The 15,019-nt window shown below is 62.5% G+C and carries 12 protein-coding genes, 2 tRNA genes and 1 pseudogene; 5 read left to right on the forward strand and 10 right to left on the reverse strand.

Annotated features, from left to right (window positions below):
* Positions 1–77: 77 nt before the first annotated feature.
* Both BHE01S_RS11135 and BHE01S_RS11140 read right to left on the reverse strand, forming a co-directional pair.
* Positions 78–824 (reverse strand): SDR family oxidoreductase, encoded by a 747-nt coding sequence (locus BHE01S_RS11135; protein WP_042263781.1) that lies wholly within the window; start codon positions 822–824, stop codon positions 78–80.
* 120 nt (positions 825–944) lie between these two features.
* The gene (locus tag BHE01S_RS11140) at positions 945–2,033 is read right to left on the reverse strand and encodes an alkene reductase (protein WP_042263783.1); all 1,089 of its coding nucleotides are present in this window, start codon (positions 2,031–2,033) and stop codon (positions 945–947) included.
* Positions 2,034–2,058: 25 nt separating this feature from the next.
* Between BHE01S_RS11140 and BHE01S_RS11145 the strand changes: the two genes are divergently transcribed.
* The gene (locus BHE01S_RS11145; protein ID WP_084068750.1) at positions 2,059–3,066 is read left to right on the forward strand and encodes a LysR family transcriptional regulator; all 1,008 of its coding nucleotides are present in this window, start codon (positions 2,059–2,061) and stop codon (positions 3,064–3,066) included.
* Positions 3,067–3,243: 177 nt separating this feature from the next.
* Here the strand turns inward: BHE01S_RS11145 and BHE01S_RS11150 are convergent, their stop codons facing one another.
* Positions 3,244–4,683: an alpha/beta fold hydrolase gene (locus BHE01S_RS11150; RefSeq protein WP_042263905.1), complete on the reverse strand. Its 1,440-nt coding sequence runs from the start codon at positions 4,681–4,683 to the stop codon at positions 3,244–3,246.
* A gap of 168 nt (positions 4,684–4,851) precedes the next feature.
* On the opposite strand from BHE01S_RS11150, the gene BHE01S_RS11155 reads away from it, so the two are divergent.
* The 3 genes from BHE01S_RS11155 to BHE01S_RS11165 all read left to right on the forward strand — a co-directional run bounded on the left by BHE01S_RS11155 (position 4,852) and on the right by BHE01S_RS11165 (position 6,899).
* Entirely contained in the window at positions 4,852–5,430 is a 579-nt protein-coding gene (locus BHE01S_RS11155; protein ID WP_042263907.1) for a TetR/AcrR family transcriptional regulator, read from the forward strand.
* A 156-nt stretch (positions 5,431–5,586) separates the two neighbouring features.
* A complete protein-coding gene (locus BHE01S_RS11160) occupies positions 5,587–6,312 on the forward strand; it encodes an SDR family NAD(P)-dependent oxidoreductase (RefSeq protein ID WP_042263785.1) in 726 nt (241 codons plus the stop codon).
* Between the two features lie 209 nt (positions 6,313–6,521).
* A complete protein-coding gene (locus tag BHE01S_RS11165) occupies positions 6,522–6,899 on the forward strand; it encodes a hypothetical protein (protein ID WP_042263787.1) in 378 nt (125 codons plus the stop codon).
* Positions 6,900–7,245: 346 nt separating this feature from the next.
* On the opposite strand, the gene BHE01S_RS39020 is transcribed toward BHE01S_RS11165, so the two are convergent.
* From BHE01S_RS39020 to BHE01S_RS11190, 6 genes and pseudogenes are all read right to left on the reverse strand, one after another.
* Positions 7,246–8,097 (reverse strand): tyrosine-type recombinase/integrase, encoded by an 852-nt coding sequence (locus tag BHE01S_RS39020; RefSeq protein ID WP_407669497.1) that lies wholly within the window; start codon positions 8,095–8,097, stop codon positions 7,246–7,248.
* A pseudogene (locus tag BHE01S_RS39530) lies at positions 8,077–8,313 on the reverse strand (Arm DNA-binding domain-containing protein); the annotation flags it as partial. The gene BHE01S_RS39020 and the pseudogene BHE01S_RS39530, both read right to left, overlap by 21 nt.
* A 211-nt stretch (positions 8,314–8,524) precedes the next feature.
* Positions 8,525–8,600 (reverse strand) — tRNA-Ala (locus BHE01S_RS11175).
* Between the two features lie 278 nt (positions 8,601–8,878).
* Positions 8,879–8,963, reverse strand: a tRNA-Leu gene (locus tag BHE01S_RS11180).
* Between the two features lie 144 nt (positions 8,964–9,107).
* A complete protein-coding gene (locus BHE01S_RS11185; RefSeq protein WP_084068752.1) occupies positions 9,108–11,309 on the reverse strand; it encodes a TonB-dependent siderophore receptor in 2,202 nt (733 codons plus the stop codon).
* Positions 11,310–11,509: 200 nt separating this feature from the next.
* Positions 11,510–12,445 carry a LysR family transcriptional regulator gene (locus BHE01S_RS11190; protein WP_042263789.1) on the reverse strand — a complete coding sequence of 312 codons (936 nt, stop codon included), beginning with the start codon at positions 12,443–12,445 and terminating at the stop codon, positions 11,510–11,512.
* Between the two features lie 101 nt (positions 12,446–12,546).
* On the opposite strand from BHE01S_RS11190, the gene BHE01S_RS11195 reads away from it, so the two are divergent.
* Positions 12,547–13,968 carry an aldehyde dehydrogenase family protein gene (locus BHE01S_RS11195; RefSeq protein WP_042263791.1) on the forward strand — a complete coding sequence of 474 codons (1,422 nt, stop codon included), beginning with the start codon at positions 12,547–12,549 and terminating at the stop codon, positions 13,966–13,968.
* A 69-nt stretch (positions 13,969–14,037) separates the two neighbouring features.
* Here the strand turns inward: BHE01S_RS11195 and bla are convergent, their stop codons facing one another.
* Entirely contained in the window at positions 14,038–14,937 is a 900-nt protein-coding gene (gene bla, locus BHE01S_RS11200; protein ID WP_407669498.1) for a class A beta-lactamase, read from the reverse strand.
* Between the last annotated feature and the right edge of the window lie 82 nt (positions 14,938–15,019).

Here is a 15,019-nt window from a genome sequence, read left to right on the forward strand (position 1 = left end):
GAATGGCGAACGGTTTAGACGAGGCTTGCTGGCAAGCCTCGTTCCGAGCCCCTTCTCAGGATGCGTGTCGGCCGGCCTTAGAACTGCGTGAGTCCGCCGTCGACCACCAGCTCGACGCCCGTCGTGTACGAGGAATCGTCGCTGGCCAGGAACAGCGCGGTGCGAGCGATTTCGATCGACTCGCCGAAGCGCTGCAGCGGCACTCTGGCCTGAATGGCCGATGCGGTTGCCGCGAGCTGCTCGTCGGTCAGACCGAGCTTGCCGTAGAACGGCGTCGTGATCGCACCCGGGCTCACGGCATTCACGCGGATGCCGCGCGGCGCCAGTTCCGCGCCCAGCGTGCGGACCAGCGACCGGACGGCTGCCTTCGTCGCAGCCAGCAACGACAGACCCGGCATGCCGACGGTGTCGAGGAACGACGTCGTCGCCACGATGCTGCCGCCCTTCGGCATGAGCGGAACCGCCTTCTGGATCGTCAGGAACAAGCCCGTGAAATTCAGCGAGAAATGTTCGTCGATCAGTGCCGGGGTGACGGCCTCGAGCGGCGCGACCTTGCCGGCACCCGCATTGGCGAACACCACGTCGATACGGCCGAACTTGACACGTACCGCTTCGATGGCACGTTCGATATCGGCCGGCTTGCGCAGATCGGCGGACAGCAGCAACACCTCGCCACCGACTTCCTTACCGGCGGCCGCGAGACGCTCTGCATTTGAGCCGAGTACGATGACCGAAGCGCCTTCCGCGCGGAACAGCTTCGCGGTTTCCAGGCCGATGCCCGACGTGGCGCCCGTGACCAATGCAACCTTGTTCTTCAGCTTCATTTTTCTTCCTTCACACAGTTATTAAAGAGGAATACTTATGTTCCTCAATGGACGGGCCGCCATTCGTGATGACGACGCGAGAATCATGTCGCGGCAATCGGCCGCGCAAACCAGCGCAGCTCAGGCAGCCTGGTACCGGGAATAGTCCGTATAGCCTTTGGCGCTACCGCCGTAATACGTCTCCGGTCCCGCCTCCGTCAGCGGCCAGCCCTCACGCAGCCGATCGACCAGATCCGGGTTGCCGATGAATGCCTTGCCGAAGGCGACCATGTCGGCGTGGCCGCTTGCGACCGCCTCTGCCGCCAGAGCGCGATCGTAGCCGCCGTTCGCGATATAGGCGCCGTCAAACGCACGACGCAGAGACTGGAAGTCGAATGCGCCTAACGCGCTGGCCGGCGCCCGCTCCTCGATACAGTGCAGATACGCGAGACCCAGTGCGCCGAGCCGTTCGGCAAGCCGTCCATACGTCGATTGCGGATCGCTGTCGAGCGGCGTTTCGCCGATCGTGGTCTTGACTGGCGACAGCCGCACGCCCACGTGCCCAGCGCCCCAGATTCCGGCTACAGCCTGCGCGACTTCGACGGGCAAACGCAGCCGGTTTTCGATCGACCCGCCGTAGTGATCGTCCCGATGATTCGTGCTGTCCCGCAGGAACTGCTCGAGCAGAAAGCAGTTGCCCATATGGATTTCGACGCCGTCGAATCCGGCCTCCTCCGCCATCCGGGCCGCGTGCCGATACTCGTCGATCACACCGGGGATTTCGTCCGCATGCAGCGCGCGCGGCATGGACGGTGGCAGCATGCCGGCTGCGGTCAGCACGGTGCCACCCGCCTGGATCGCCGAGGGCGCCACCGGCGCACGCGAGCCCTCGTGGAGGCTCACGTGAGAAATCCGTCCCGTATGCAGAAGCTGCAGCACGATCGTGCCGGCCGCGTCGTGCACCGCATCGGTCACCTGCCGCCAGGCGCGAACCTGTGCATCCGTGTAGACGCCGGGGGTATAGGCATAACCGCGCCCCTGCCGGGAAATATTCGTCGCCTCTGCGACGATCAATCCGGCCGAAGCACGCTGGCTGTAGTACCTGGCTGCCAGCGGCGTCTGCACGCCTTCGAGGTCGGCGCGCGCCCGCGTCAGCGGCGCCATGGCGACACGGTTCGAGACACGCATCGCACCGATGGAAGCGGGAGCAAAAAAGTCAGAAGGTTGCATGAACAGGTCCTTGAGAAACTAACTGATGTCGACTGAACCGCATCATGCCGTCCGGCGCTTTGATGTTGAATCCACTAAAATCGGTTTTCATTTCCTCAAAAAATGGACAAGTGACGTGGACCGACTCGAAGCCATGACCATGCTGCTCGCCGCGATCGAGAAAGGCAGTTTCTCGGCCGCCGCGCGGGAAATGAACGTGCCGGTGCCCACGCTTACGCGCAGGGTCACGGATCTGGAAGAACAGCTCGGCACGCGCCTGCTCACGCGGACGACGCGCAAGCTGGCACTGACGGATGCGGGCGTGGCCTATGCCGCCACGGCCCGGCAGATTCTGGAACTGGTTGCCGAACAGGAACGCGAGGCAACGGGAGAATTCACGGTACCGCGCGGAGAGCTCACAATCGCAACGCCAGTGCTGCTCGGGCGGCTCCATGTGCTGCCGCAGATCCTGGACTTTCTGGACGAGTTTCCCGAGATCGACGTCACACTGACGCAGTCGAACCGCAATGTCGATCTGGTCGAAGCCCACGTCGACGTGGCTGTACGTATCGGCCGACTGCCCGACAGCAGCCTGATCGCGACGCGCATCGGCGCATTTCGCCCGGTCGTCTGTGCAAGCCCTGCCTTGCTCGAGAAAAGAGGTGCTCCGAGCCTGCCCGCTGATTTGACGGACATGCCTTGCGTGAGATTCAACGGACCGATGTTCTCGCCGGACTGGAGCTTTCGATGTCCGGACACAGGCCGGCTCGTCATCCTCCCCATTTCGCCGCGGCTGCAGGTTTCGTCGCCCGATGCAGCCGTCGACGCTGCGATCCGCGGCCTCGGATTCACGCAACTGCTGCACTATCACGTTGCGGAGGCCATCGACGCCGGCAAGCTCGAGATCGTACTGGCCCCCTTCGAGCTCGACCCGGTGCCGATCCAGCTGGTTCACGTTTCCCGAAATATGATGCCGCTCAAACTGCGACGCTTTCTCGACTTCGTGACGCCACGACTCCGGGAATCTCTTTCCCGCTTCGCCAAGCCAGCTTAAGCCGCGCGAGTCAATCTCATCGCGAATGACGGTACGCCGGCCAATTCGGCTGATCGGATTCGTGCGATCGCCGATGATCCGATCGAAACCGATTCGTTGACTGGATGAGATATCCGGCATCACTGAGCCCCATTGGCGAACGCCGGAAAGACCATACGAGACCGTCCCGGCCGACGATCAAGCCGCGGCGCCCGGCGCGAAACCCGCATCGATTTCGACCCGCGACAGATGCGCCACCGCATTCGCCAGCGTCTTGCCCGCCACTGCCATCGCGATCGCAACTGCAGCACGTCGGTCGAAACCGGCCGCCGTCAGTGCCTTGACGTCGCTGTCGGACACCTGGGTACGCTTGGAGGCGATGGCCGTCGCGAAGAGACGCACGGCCTCGAGCTTCGGATCGGCGAACGCGCCGCCATTGCGCAACGTCTCGACGACGACACCGGACGCACCGAGCTTGCCGGCCAGCGTCGCATGCACCGCCACGCCATAGTCGGCCGCATTCGCGCGGCTGGCCGCCGCCATCGCCACCTGCTGCGCGACCGGATCGAGCGAGGTCGCGCCGAGCGCCTGCAGCCAGCTCAAATAAGCGCCGAGCACCGCCGGCTCGGCCGCCAGCGCGTAGCCGAGATTCGGCACGAAGCCGAACGCGCCGCGCATCGCCTCGAGAATCGGCCGGGCCTCCGCTGGCACGCTCGCCGCATCCAGTACGCCGAACAGCGCCGCGCCCTGTGCGGCGTCGAGCGTGCGCGCAAGAAACGCGCGGATGATCCCGGCTACTTCGTCCAGATGCGATTCGAGCGGGAAATGTCCACCATCGACGAAACGCACTTCGGCGTCGGGCAGGTCGCGCCGGAACGCCTCGGCACCGGCAGGCAGGAAGAACGGATCGTTCTTGCCCCAGACCGCCAGCGTCGGCGGACGGTGCGTGCGGAAATACTCGTGGAAACGCGGATAGGCCGCGACGTTGGCCTTGTAGTCGCCGAACAGATCGAGCTGGATCTCGTCGTTGCCGGCCCGATCAAGGAAGTGCTGATCGAGCGTATAGCTCTCCGGCGCGATCTGCGACGTATCCGCTTCGCCGTGCTGGTACTGGAACTGCGTGGTCCCGGCCGCCAGGAAGCCGCGCAACTGCGCCCGATTCGCCTCGGACGGGTCCTGCCAGTAAGCGCGGATCGGATTCCAGCCTTCGCTCAACCCCTCCTCGTACGCATTGCCGTTCTGCGAGATCAGCGCACTCACCCGTTCCGGATTAGCAACGGCCAGTCGGAAACCGACGGGCGCGCCGTAATCGAACACGTAGAGCGCATAGCGCGTCAGGCCGATCGTGTCGGTAAAGCTCTCGATCACCTCGGCAAGATGGTCGAAGGTATAGCTGAACGCCTTTGCGTCAGGCGCATCGGAAAAGCCGAAACCGGGCAGATCGGGCGCGATCACACGGTACTTGTCGGCGAGCCGTGCGATCAGGCCACGGTACTGGTGGCTCGAGGTCGGGAAGCCGTGCAGCAGCAGAACAGCAGGTGCGTCTTTCGGGCCGGCCTCGCGGTAGAACAGGTTGAGCGCCGAACCGGTACGACGGTCGGCGACGGAAACGGTTTGATAGGTGGGAAGCGCGGACATCGGGATCTCCTGGATCATCGGATCGGGTTACGTCCGGCTCAACAATCGAAATGAACCGAACGATCGGTACAGTACAAACAGAAATCCGCTTCGTCAAGCATTGATTTGTGTTATGAAGTTTCGTAAGCTACCGACTGTACCGAATGGTCGGTTTTAATGGAGCACACCATGCCCGCCGCACAGGCAACGAAGGACGAAATCGTCGACCGTCTGTTCACGGTATTTCGCGACCGCGGCTTCGAGGGCGCGTCCCTGGCCGACCTGTCGCGCGTGACCGGGCTCGGCAAATCGAGCCTTTACCATCACTTCCCCGAAGGCAAGGAGCAGATGGCAAAAGCCGTGCTCGAGCGAGCCACGACCGTCATCGACAGCGAAATCCTCGGCATCGCCCGGGGTGCCGGCTCGCTCAGAACGCGCATCCGCAAGATCGTGACGACGCTCGACCAGATGTATGTCGGGGGCAGCACGCCATGCGTGCTCGGCCAGTTGTCCAGCGCCAGCATCGGCACCGAAGCTCGACAGAATCTGGTTCGAGCGCTCGTTCACTGGATCGAGGCGATCGAGATATTGGCGCGCGAGAGTGGCATATCGCCCGTCAAGGCGCGACACTTCGCAGAAGACTGGGTCGCGCGCCTGCAAGGCGCGTTAATCCTGCAGGCGGCGATGGATGAAATCGGGCCTTACAAGCGCGCCATGAATGCCCTGCTCGATCTATCGAAAGACAGCACGGCCCGTACGCAGGATTAGCGCACAGCCAAGTGCTGCGCACGGACGTTGCACCGCTCGTTTGTAGCATCCTCGAAATTTGAACAAGTGTTCTTCGCAACCACCTGATTCTTCATCTCGTTTGCCGGGCGTATCGTCCATTCCTCTGTTTTCGATTAACACATTGAGGAATTGGCCATGTCTCGGACCGTCGTCATTACCGGCGCATCAAGCGGTATCGGATTCGCACTCGCCGAGTCGTACCTGTCGGCAGGCTTCAACGTCGTCGGCAACGGGCGTTCGCAAGAACGTCTGCACGATGCAGCCGAAAAACTCGGCAACCCGGATAACTTCCTCGCGGTAGCGGGAGACATCGCTGTTGCCGACACGTCGCGGCGTCTTTTTAGCGAAGCGATTCATCGCTTCGGAAAGGTCGATATCCTCGTGAACAACGCGGGCATCTTCATTGCCAAGCCGATTACGGGTTATACGACCGACGATTTCGACAAGCTGATCGACACGAATCTGCGCGGTTTTTTCAATCCGACACAGGCCGCCGTGACGCACATGATCGAGAACGGCGGCGGACACATTGTCAACGTCACGGCCGTGGTCGGCATCCAGCCCAACGCCAACGTGCCCGCGACCTTACCGGCACTCGTGAAAGGCGGAATCAACCAGGCCACACGTTCGCTTGCCACGGAACTGGCGAAACACAACATCAAGGTGAATGCCGTGGCTCCCGGTGTGATCGACACGCCCCTGCACAGCCCGGACAAGCATGCCTTTCTGGCAACGCTTAATCCGTTCGGGCGACTGGGTCGAGTCAAAGACATTGTCGACGCGGTCCGCTACTTGTCGGACGCAGATTTCACGACGGGCGTGATTCTTCCGGTTGATGGTGGCGCAGCAGCGGGACGTTGAGCTTACGCGTGCCAGCAGCGCTGGCACCGGTATCAACAGATCAGAGCGTCATCAGTAATGGCCGGATTTCCAGTACACGAGGCACAAAAAAAGTTAGGCCGCATTTTGCCCAACCCTTCGCTTTACTGGCAGCCCGGGAACGATGAAGATGGGCATATTCCTACGCCATAGCCACCTAAAGTCCGCTACAGTTCTCGACGGAGGCGGCTTTGCATATCTTCATCGACGAATCGGGCAATTTCACGGGCATTGGCGCAGACGCGCCAGCCGTCTCGACGCTTGGCGCGTTGATCCTCACCTCGCACAGTCTGCCTAAGCTGTTCAGGAAATATGGGCGGCTGCGAATCAATCTTCCGAAGAACAGCAAGGGAAAAGTAAAAGGGAGCAAGCTCAACGAAACGCAGGTCGCGGCGGTAGTGGAATTGCTGCGCAAGAACGGTGCGATTTTCTGCACGTCGATGATCGATCTTGCCGGGCATACGGCCGACGATATAGCTGGGCACCGGGATCGCCGAAGCGCCAGTCTGGCCGCCAACCTTATCTGTTCATATATTTTCCCCCTGTGGCTCCCGCTTGCACGACCTTGAGGTCAATCGCGTCCTCGCATTTCCCAGTGTTGTAACTTTGCCCGGCGACCACACTTGAAGGTCTTAACATCATTCATCAAGGACCACCGACGGCAGATCGAAGCAGCGTGCGATATCGACAGTTCACCAAGCGGCATTGCCTCGCATGAACGAAAGGCAGTTGCACAGATGGGAGCAGACGTTGCAGCCCAAGGGATAACTGACGTCATTGGGTCGGCAACCGCCGGATGCCCCGTAGATTCTTAAGATGCCTGATTTCGCAATGCAGCACGCATGATGACCATCCACCGCTGGATCCCAATACCCGGTGTACTCCGCGCTTACTCCGAGGCTCGATAAATCTCCTTCAGGCTTCGACGAAATCGGCCTGCATCTTGCCAAACTTTCTGACTGGAGCAGGAACCTTCCCTTCCGCCAACACATCGAGCAAGTCAGCCCATGCCTGGACCCTATGCCGCCGCCGCTCCAGAAGCGTCGCCCTATCGTAACTATCGCCCAGTTCCTCGTCCGACCCATGTGCAAGGTGCCGTTCAATCACGTCCGGGTCCCAACCAAGATATTCACGAATCAAAGTCCGCGCAGTCGCCCTGAACCCATGGCCAGTGATGTCCTCTTGCGTATCGTAGCCGAGCGTCCGTAACGCGCTGTTGATCGTGTTCTCGCTCATATAGCGAGAGCCTTCCGAACGCCTCGCCATGCTGCGAAAGATAGGCCCGGTCGGTCCGGTCACAGGATGGATATCTCGTAGAAGCTCCACTGCCTGGCGCGGCAGGGGCACGAGATGCGGCGGCGTCCGGCTATCCTGCTTTCTCCACTCACGGATCTTCATTTTTTCCGGCGGCCAAGTCCAGATCGCCGCGTCGAGATCCATGTCCTCCCAGTGGGCAAAACGAAGCTGGCCAGGCCGCTGGAACGCTATCGGGGCAAGTTGCAGCGCTAAGTGCCCGCGATCCTTGATACGGTACAGGCACTTTACGATCTCGGCCTGGGGGATCGACGGCATGGGCAGTTGTCCGACCCACGGGAAAACGTGCAGTTCTAGCGCTCGTACGACCTTATCTGAGTAATCTTGAGACCAAGTTCGATCCTTCTTTGCTTCCGCCTGCCAAGCACGAGCAACGACTTCGAACGAATTTTTTGCTGCGATCAGGGCCTTGTGCTTTTCACTTTTCTTGGCCTCACCCGGATCGATGCCCAATGCAAGTTTTTCGCGGGCTCCATCTCGTCGCTTGCGCGCCTCCAGCAGCGACACGGCAGGATAGACTCCGATCGCCAAAGTTTTCTGCCTACCCTGGAATCGATAAGCCAAGCGCCAATATTTTCCGCCAGAAGCGTCCAGGTGAAGATAGAGCCCTCCACCGTCGGATGGCTTGTTGCCTTTGCCGTCAGGGTGGTAACGCGCATTCCGGCACTGAACGTCTGTAAGCGGCCTCTCGCACCTCCATCCTCGAGCGCAAGGGGTACCAACACAGCTTAGTCACATACCAACCGAAATACCAAAAAATCTGCCGGATGCCGCCAGATACCAACGGATCTCAGCGGACAACAAAAAACCCGCTAAGCCTTTGCTGTAGCGGGTTTCCCGGACTTCTACGACTGTCTGCGGCACATCAAACTTGATTCGATGGTGGAGGTAAGCGGGATCGAACCGCTGACCTCTTGCATGCCATGCAAGCGCTCTCCCAGCTGAGCTATACCCCCATTCAGAACGGCTTCTGCGCCAGTGGGATGACGCAGAATCGAGCCATGTCAGCTTACGGACCTGCTCGAAGAGCGGCGATTATATACGCCGCGCGCGCGACATCGCAAGCACGCTCGCGCAAGCGCCTGAAACCAGGCCGGAGTCCTTACGATTAACGGAAAAAGCAAAAGGCCGGCTTATGAGCCGGCTCTCTTGCCTCATTCGCGGCAGAAGCACGCGAACGCCATATTTTCCAGTATCACCACGCAGTTCCGGCGCACGATACTCGATTCAACTTTGGTGCCGACGGCGAGACTCGAACTCGCACAGCTTTCGCCACTACCCCCTCAAGATAGCGTGTCTACCAATTTCACCACGTCGGCATTCCAGTACGACCCGGGGACTCGCTTGACCCTGCCAGATCCCGTCCATTCTCGCCTCGTGGGCTCGAAGGGTCGCCATTGTATCGACTCGTCGCGCATTTTTGAAGGCCCCGCGCGAAGATTTTTTGAAGCCCGCGCCGACGCTTAAAACTCCAGCGTTGAGGTCAATTCAAGCGTGCGTCCGAGTCCCACGCCCAGCTGATTCGACCCTGCCGCACTCCAGTAGCGCCGGTTGGCTGCGTTCTCCAGATTCGCCTGCACCGAAACACGTTTGCCGTACACTCGCGTGGCGTAACGCACGCCTGCGCTCAACAGCGTATAGCCGCCAATCTGTGCCTGGTTCGCGTTGTTCACCTGGCGCGGCCCCACGTAGTAGATGCCGCCATTCACTGAAAGACCCGCAAGCATGGGCATGCGATATTCGGCAAACAGGCTTGCCGTGACGTGGGGCGTATTCTCCGGCGTCTTGCCGACGAGCGTCGGGTCGGAAGAATCGATCTGCTTCGCGTCGAGATAGACGGTCGATGCAGTGAGCGAAACGTCCTTCGTCACATCGCCCTGCACCGAAAACTCCACGCCGCGATAACGCGCGTTGCCGTCCATCACATAGACGTTATCGGCGTTTGTCCCGGCACTGGCCTGTTTGAGGTTGAAGAGCGCAAGCGATACGAGCGTATTGCCGGCGAGGCGCGTGCGCACGCCCACCTCCTGCTGCCGGCTCACTGCCGCGGGCAGGATCTGGTTCGCGTTGACGGCCGTGGCCGGCGCGCTGCCCGCCGATTCGAGCGCTTCGACGTAGCTCGCGTAGACGCTCGTCTGCGGTGTGATGCGGTAGGTGATGCTGCCCGATGGCGAAGTGTGGTTGATATCGGAGTTCGGTGTACCGGCCTGCGAGGTCATGTACTCCGAGCGGCGCACGCCGGCCACGACCTGCAAGCGTGGCGTGATGTCGATCTGGTCGAACAAATAAACGCCGCTGTTGCGCACGTGCTGCGCGTAGAACTGCCGCGTGCTGCCGCTTTGCTTGAGCGTCGTGATGTCGATGGGATCGTAGAGGTTTTGCGCCGCCGTATACGTGTACGTCGTGAAGTCCGGCTGAAACAACCAGTTCTGCACGACACCGGTCGTGACCGTATGCGTGAACGGTCCGGTCTTGAAGTCGCCGTTCACTTCGAGGCGCACGTTCTTGTTCTCGTACATCTGTCCAAACTGCCGGCTGCCTTGCAGCGTGCCCGCGCCGGTCGCGACGTTGTACTTCTGGAACACCCAGGCCCAGCGGTCGCGCCGCGTGATCGACTGGCCGAGCGAGAGCATCGCGCTCCAGTGGTCGTTGAACGCGTAGTCGGCACGCACGAGCTGCGACGTCGCGCTCGCATTGGTCGGCAGGTCGTTCGGCACGAGCAGCTTCGAGGGGTCGGGCATCGCGGGCAGCGTGATCTTGCCGTTCACGGCGGCAAGCGGCGCGATGCCGGCCTGTTCGACGATACGCGTTTCGATGTGCTCGAAGTCGTATTGCAGCTTGAGCTTGTCGTTCGCGCGCCAGTCGAGCGCGGCGCTCACGAACTTGCGGTAGCCGCGGTCGCCTTCGATGGGCGTTTCGACGTGCTCGTCCATCGCGTTCACGCGAATGCCGAACTGGCCGCCCGGGCCAAAGCGGCGTGCGATGTCGGCGGCGGCGCCGATCGAACCGTTCGAGTCGCCGAGCACTGAAAGGCTCGTGACCGGCTCGCTGCCCGCGCGCTTCATCACCATGTTGACGATTCCCGCCGGCGCGCCGAAGCCGTAGTACAGCGCGGACGCCCCCTTGAGGACTTCCACGCGCTCCTTGTTCTCCATCGGCATCCAGATGTTGTTGTCGATGGGAAGCAGGCCGTCGAGATAGAAGCTCGAGCGATTGTCGAGCGGGATGCCGCGCACGGAGAGGTTGTCGTACGCGAGTCCATTGAGCTGCTGGCGCGTCACGCCCGCAACGTTGCGCAGCGCGTCGTAGAGGCCGGTGTCGCCCTGGGCGTCCATGACCGAGCGCGTGACGACGTTCACCGTGGCCGGCACGTCGAGCGCATCCATGCCGCGGTACTGACCCGTCTCGACGGTTTGCGGTGCGTAGCCCTGGGTGTTGCTGCCCGTGATCTTGACGGGCGCGAGCTGGGTGGCTTCGTCGGCTGGGGCGGTCGGGTTTGCAACTGCGCTAGCCGCGTCGGCATTGGCTGCGTGCGCCGCCTGTGCGATGCCGACCATGCCCGCCGCGAGCATCGAGTGGATGATCGCGTGCGCGCAGATCCTGCGCCATTGTTGCGTGCGCGTTTGCGACATGCGCGTGCGCGATGCGCGCTTCCCCGAAGCCATGCTTTCCCTTCTTCTTTGCGTTCAACCGGCGCTGTCCGGGCCGCGCTACCATCCGGCCCCGATCAGCGAAAGAGCCGAGATGATAATGCGAACTATTATTATTTAGAAAATAGACCTAATATTTGTCGGGGAAATGCAACAGATGTGTATGGGTGATGTAAGTGCGACAGTAATGGCTGACGCTATCGGCCCATCGCCAACTAGCGCCGGCTCTTCTTCACCGGCACGCTCACGCGCTCGCGCACAGCATCGGCATGTTCCCGAATCGTCTCGATCAGCGCGCGCAATCCCGCCGGCGCGTGCCGCCGCCCGGGATAGTAGAGGCAGAGTCCGTCGAGTGGCGGCGTCCAGTCCTGCAGCACGCGCACGAGCGTGCCTGCCTGCAGATCCGCGTTCACGTTCCACTCGGTCAAATACGTGAGGCCGAGTCCGGCGCGCGCCGCTGCGAGCATGAGATCGGGCTCGTCGAGCGTCAACGCGCCGTCCACGTCCACGCGCACGGCCTGCCCGCGCCGCTCGAACTCCCATTGGTCGATTTGCCCGCTCGGCATGCGGCTGCGTATGCAGCGGTGCGACTTGAGATCGGCGGGCGTGCGTGGCCGCTCATGCCTGGCAAAGTATTCCGGACTGCCAACCACGGCGAATCGCTGTCGGTCGCCGAAAGGTACCGCGATCATGTCCTGCGGCACCGTTTCGGCCAGGCGAATGCCGGCATCGTAGCCTTCGACCACGATGTCGATGAGCCGCCCTTCCGTGACAAGATCGAGCTTCATCTCGGGATAGCGCTGCAGATAAGCGATAAACACGGGCATGACCTGTTTCGCCGCGCCCACCGAAGCATTGATGCGCAGCGTGCCTGAGGGCGTGTCGCGAAAGCTCCCCGCCTGGTCGAGCGCCTCGCGGATCGTGGACAACGCGGGCGCGACACTGCCCACGAACTGCGCGCCGGCCTCTGTCAACGCCACGCTGCGCGTCGTGCGGTTGAAGAGCCGCACGCCGATGCGCGCTTCGAGCGCCGCCACCGCGTGGCTGAGCGCCGAGGTCGACACGCTCAGTTCATCCGCCGCCGCGCGAAAGCTGCGATGGCGCGCCACAGCCAGCACGGCTTCGAGTTCCACCAGGCCCGATGTTTTCATTGTCCCGAATCGTTCAACAGGTCATGCGCCATTGTACGGCTAGTCAACGCAATGTCAGACGTCTATCTTGCCTGCATCGACTCACGTTTTCTGGAGCAGCCATGCAGATCATCGACAAGATCTATATCGACGGCGCGTTCGTCACGCCGCAGGGAGAGGAGTACTTCGACCTCTTCAACCCCGCGACCGAGGCCGTGATCGGTCGCGTGCGTCTGGCCGACGCGGCGGATGCGGACACAGCCATCGCCGCCGCGAAGCGCGCGTTCCCGGCGTTTTCGCGCACCCCGAAGACACAGCGCATCGAGATGCTCATGGCGCTGCACGAGGCCGTCGTCGCGCGCGAAGACGCGCTCTTCGAAACGATCGTGGAAGAATACGGCGCCCCGGTCTCGCGCGGCCGCTGGATGGCGCAGCACGCCTCCAACGTGCTGCGCGACGCCGCGAAGACGCTGGAAAGCTATGCGTTCACGCGGCGCGCGGGCACGGCAGAAGTCACCATGGAGCCGCTGGGCGTCGCCGGGCTGATCACGCCCTGGAACAGCGACGCAGGCTTCATCTGCGGCAAGCTCGCGGCCGCGCTCGCTGCGGGCTGCACGGCCGTCATCAAGCCGAGCGAGATGAGCGCGCTCCAGACGCACATCGTGACCGAGGCGCTGCATTCGGCGGGCCTGCCTGCTGGCCTCTTCAACATCGTCACGGGCCGCGGCGACACCGTGGGCGCGCGCATCGCCGAACATCCCGACGTCGCCAAGATTTCGTTCACGGGTTCGACCGCGGTCGGCAAAACGATTCTGCGCACGGCGGCCGAAACGCTCAAGCGCGTGACGCTCGAACTGGGCGGCAAGTCGCCCGTCCTCGTGCTCGACGACGCGAATTTCGACGAAGCCGTGCCGCTCGCGCTGCAGGCCGGCTTCATGAACAGCGGGCAGGCATGCATTGCGGGCACGCGCATTCTGGCGCCGCAGTCACGGCTCGTCGAATTCGAAACGCGCGTCGTGAACGCCGTGGCGCAGATTCAAGCGGGCGATCCGCGCGACACACGCACGAGTGTCGGCCCGATGGTGAGCCAGAAACAATGGGAGCGCGTGCAGCGCTATATCCGCATCGGCATCGACGAAGGCGCACGCCTGATTGCGGGCGGCGCGGGTCGGCCCGAAGGTATCGAGTCGGGCTGGTTCGTGCGTCCCACCGTGTTCAGCGGCGTGACGAACGATATGGCCATCGCGCGCGAGGAAATTTTCGGGCCGGTGCTTTCGATCATCGCGTATCGCGACACCGAACATGCCATCGAGATCGCCAACGATACGCCCTATGGCCTGCAGGCCTACGTGGTCTCGCCCGATATCGCGCGTGCGCGCCGCGTGGCCGCGCAGATCGAAGCGGGCCGCGTGCTCGTCAACACGCTCGCACATGAGCCGGCCGCGCCGTTCGGCGGCTTCAAGCAATCGGGGATCGGGCGCGAGTACGGCACCTTCGGGATCGAAGCGTTTCTGGAGCCGAAGTCCACACTCGGCGTGCTTTGATGCGGTACTCACCGCATCAGGATATAAACGCCCCGGCTACGCATCGTATCCGCCACGCGGACCACCACTTCACCGCCGCGCGTGGCCCTTTGCCTGGAGGCTCGCCACCACTGCTCCGACTTGCGCGATCGCCGCGTCGCGCTGCGCCGAACTCGCGTGGGCCGCGCCCGTCAGGTACGCCGTGACGAGAATGGGCGCGCGCCCGGTGGGCCAGACAATCGCCACATCGTTTGCCGTGCCGTGGTCGCCAGTGCCGGTCTTGTCGCCTACGCGCCAGTCCTTCGGCAAGCCGGCGCGCAAACGCGCGTCGCCAGTCTTGTTGGCGACGAGCCATGCAATGAGCTGCTCGCGCGACGCCGAAGAAAGACGCTCGCCCAGCAGCAATTCGCGCAGGTTCGCGACCATGGCGGCGGGCGTGGTCGTATCGCGCGGGTCGCCGGGGATCGCATCGTTGAGCGTGGTCTCGTTGCGGTCGAGGCGCGTGACCGGATCGCCGATGCTGCGCGCGAAAGCCGTGATCGCCGAAGGGCCGCCAATGCTCTCCAGCAGCAGGTTCGCCGCCGTGTTGTCGCTGCGCGTGAGCGCGGCTTCGCACAGTTCGGCAACCGTCATGCCCTCACTGCCCGCTCGCGGTCCGCTCACCGGCGAATACGACACGACTTGCGCAGGCGAATACACGATCTTGCGGGCCAGGTCCTCCTTGCCGTGATCCTTGCGCGTCAGCACGGCCGATGCGAGCAATACCTTGAACGTGCTGCACATCGGAAAGCGCTCCTGCATGCGCCACCCGCGCACGTGTCCGTTCGCCGTATCGAGCATCGCCACGCCGAGCCGGCCCCCCGCCTGCGCCTCGATGGCGGCGAGCTGCTTTTCGAGCGACCCCGTTGATGTCGCGTTCGTCGTGCTCGCAGCGCCCGCGCCAAACGCCTGAGATGCAACACCAGCTATCGCACTGCCTAATACCGTCATCGTGAATCTACGCCGCGTGATCATGGCCTCTCCTTGAAGAGCCGCCACTATCGCGTGTTCTCCGTGTGGTGACAAACGATGA

Origin of the sequence: Paraburkholderia heleia NBRC 101817 (assembly GCF_000739775.1) — a bacterium.
GTDB classification, from domain to species: domain Bacteria; phylum Pseudomonadota; class Gammaproteobacteria; order Burkholderiales; family Burkholderiaceae; genus Paraburkholderia; species Paraburkholderia heleia.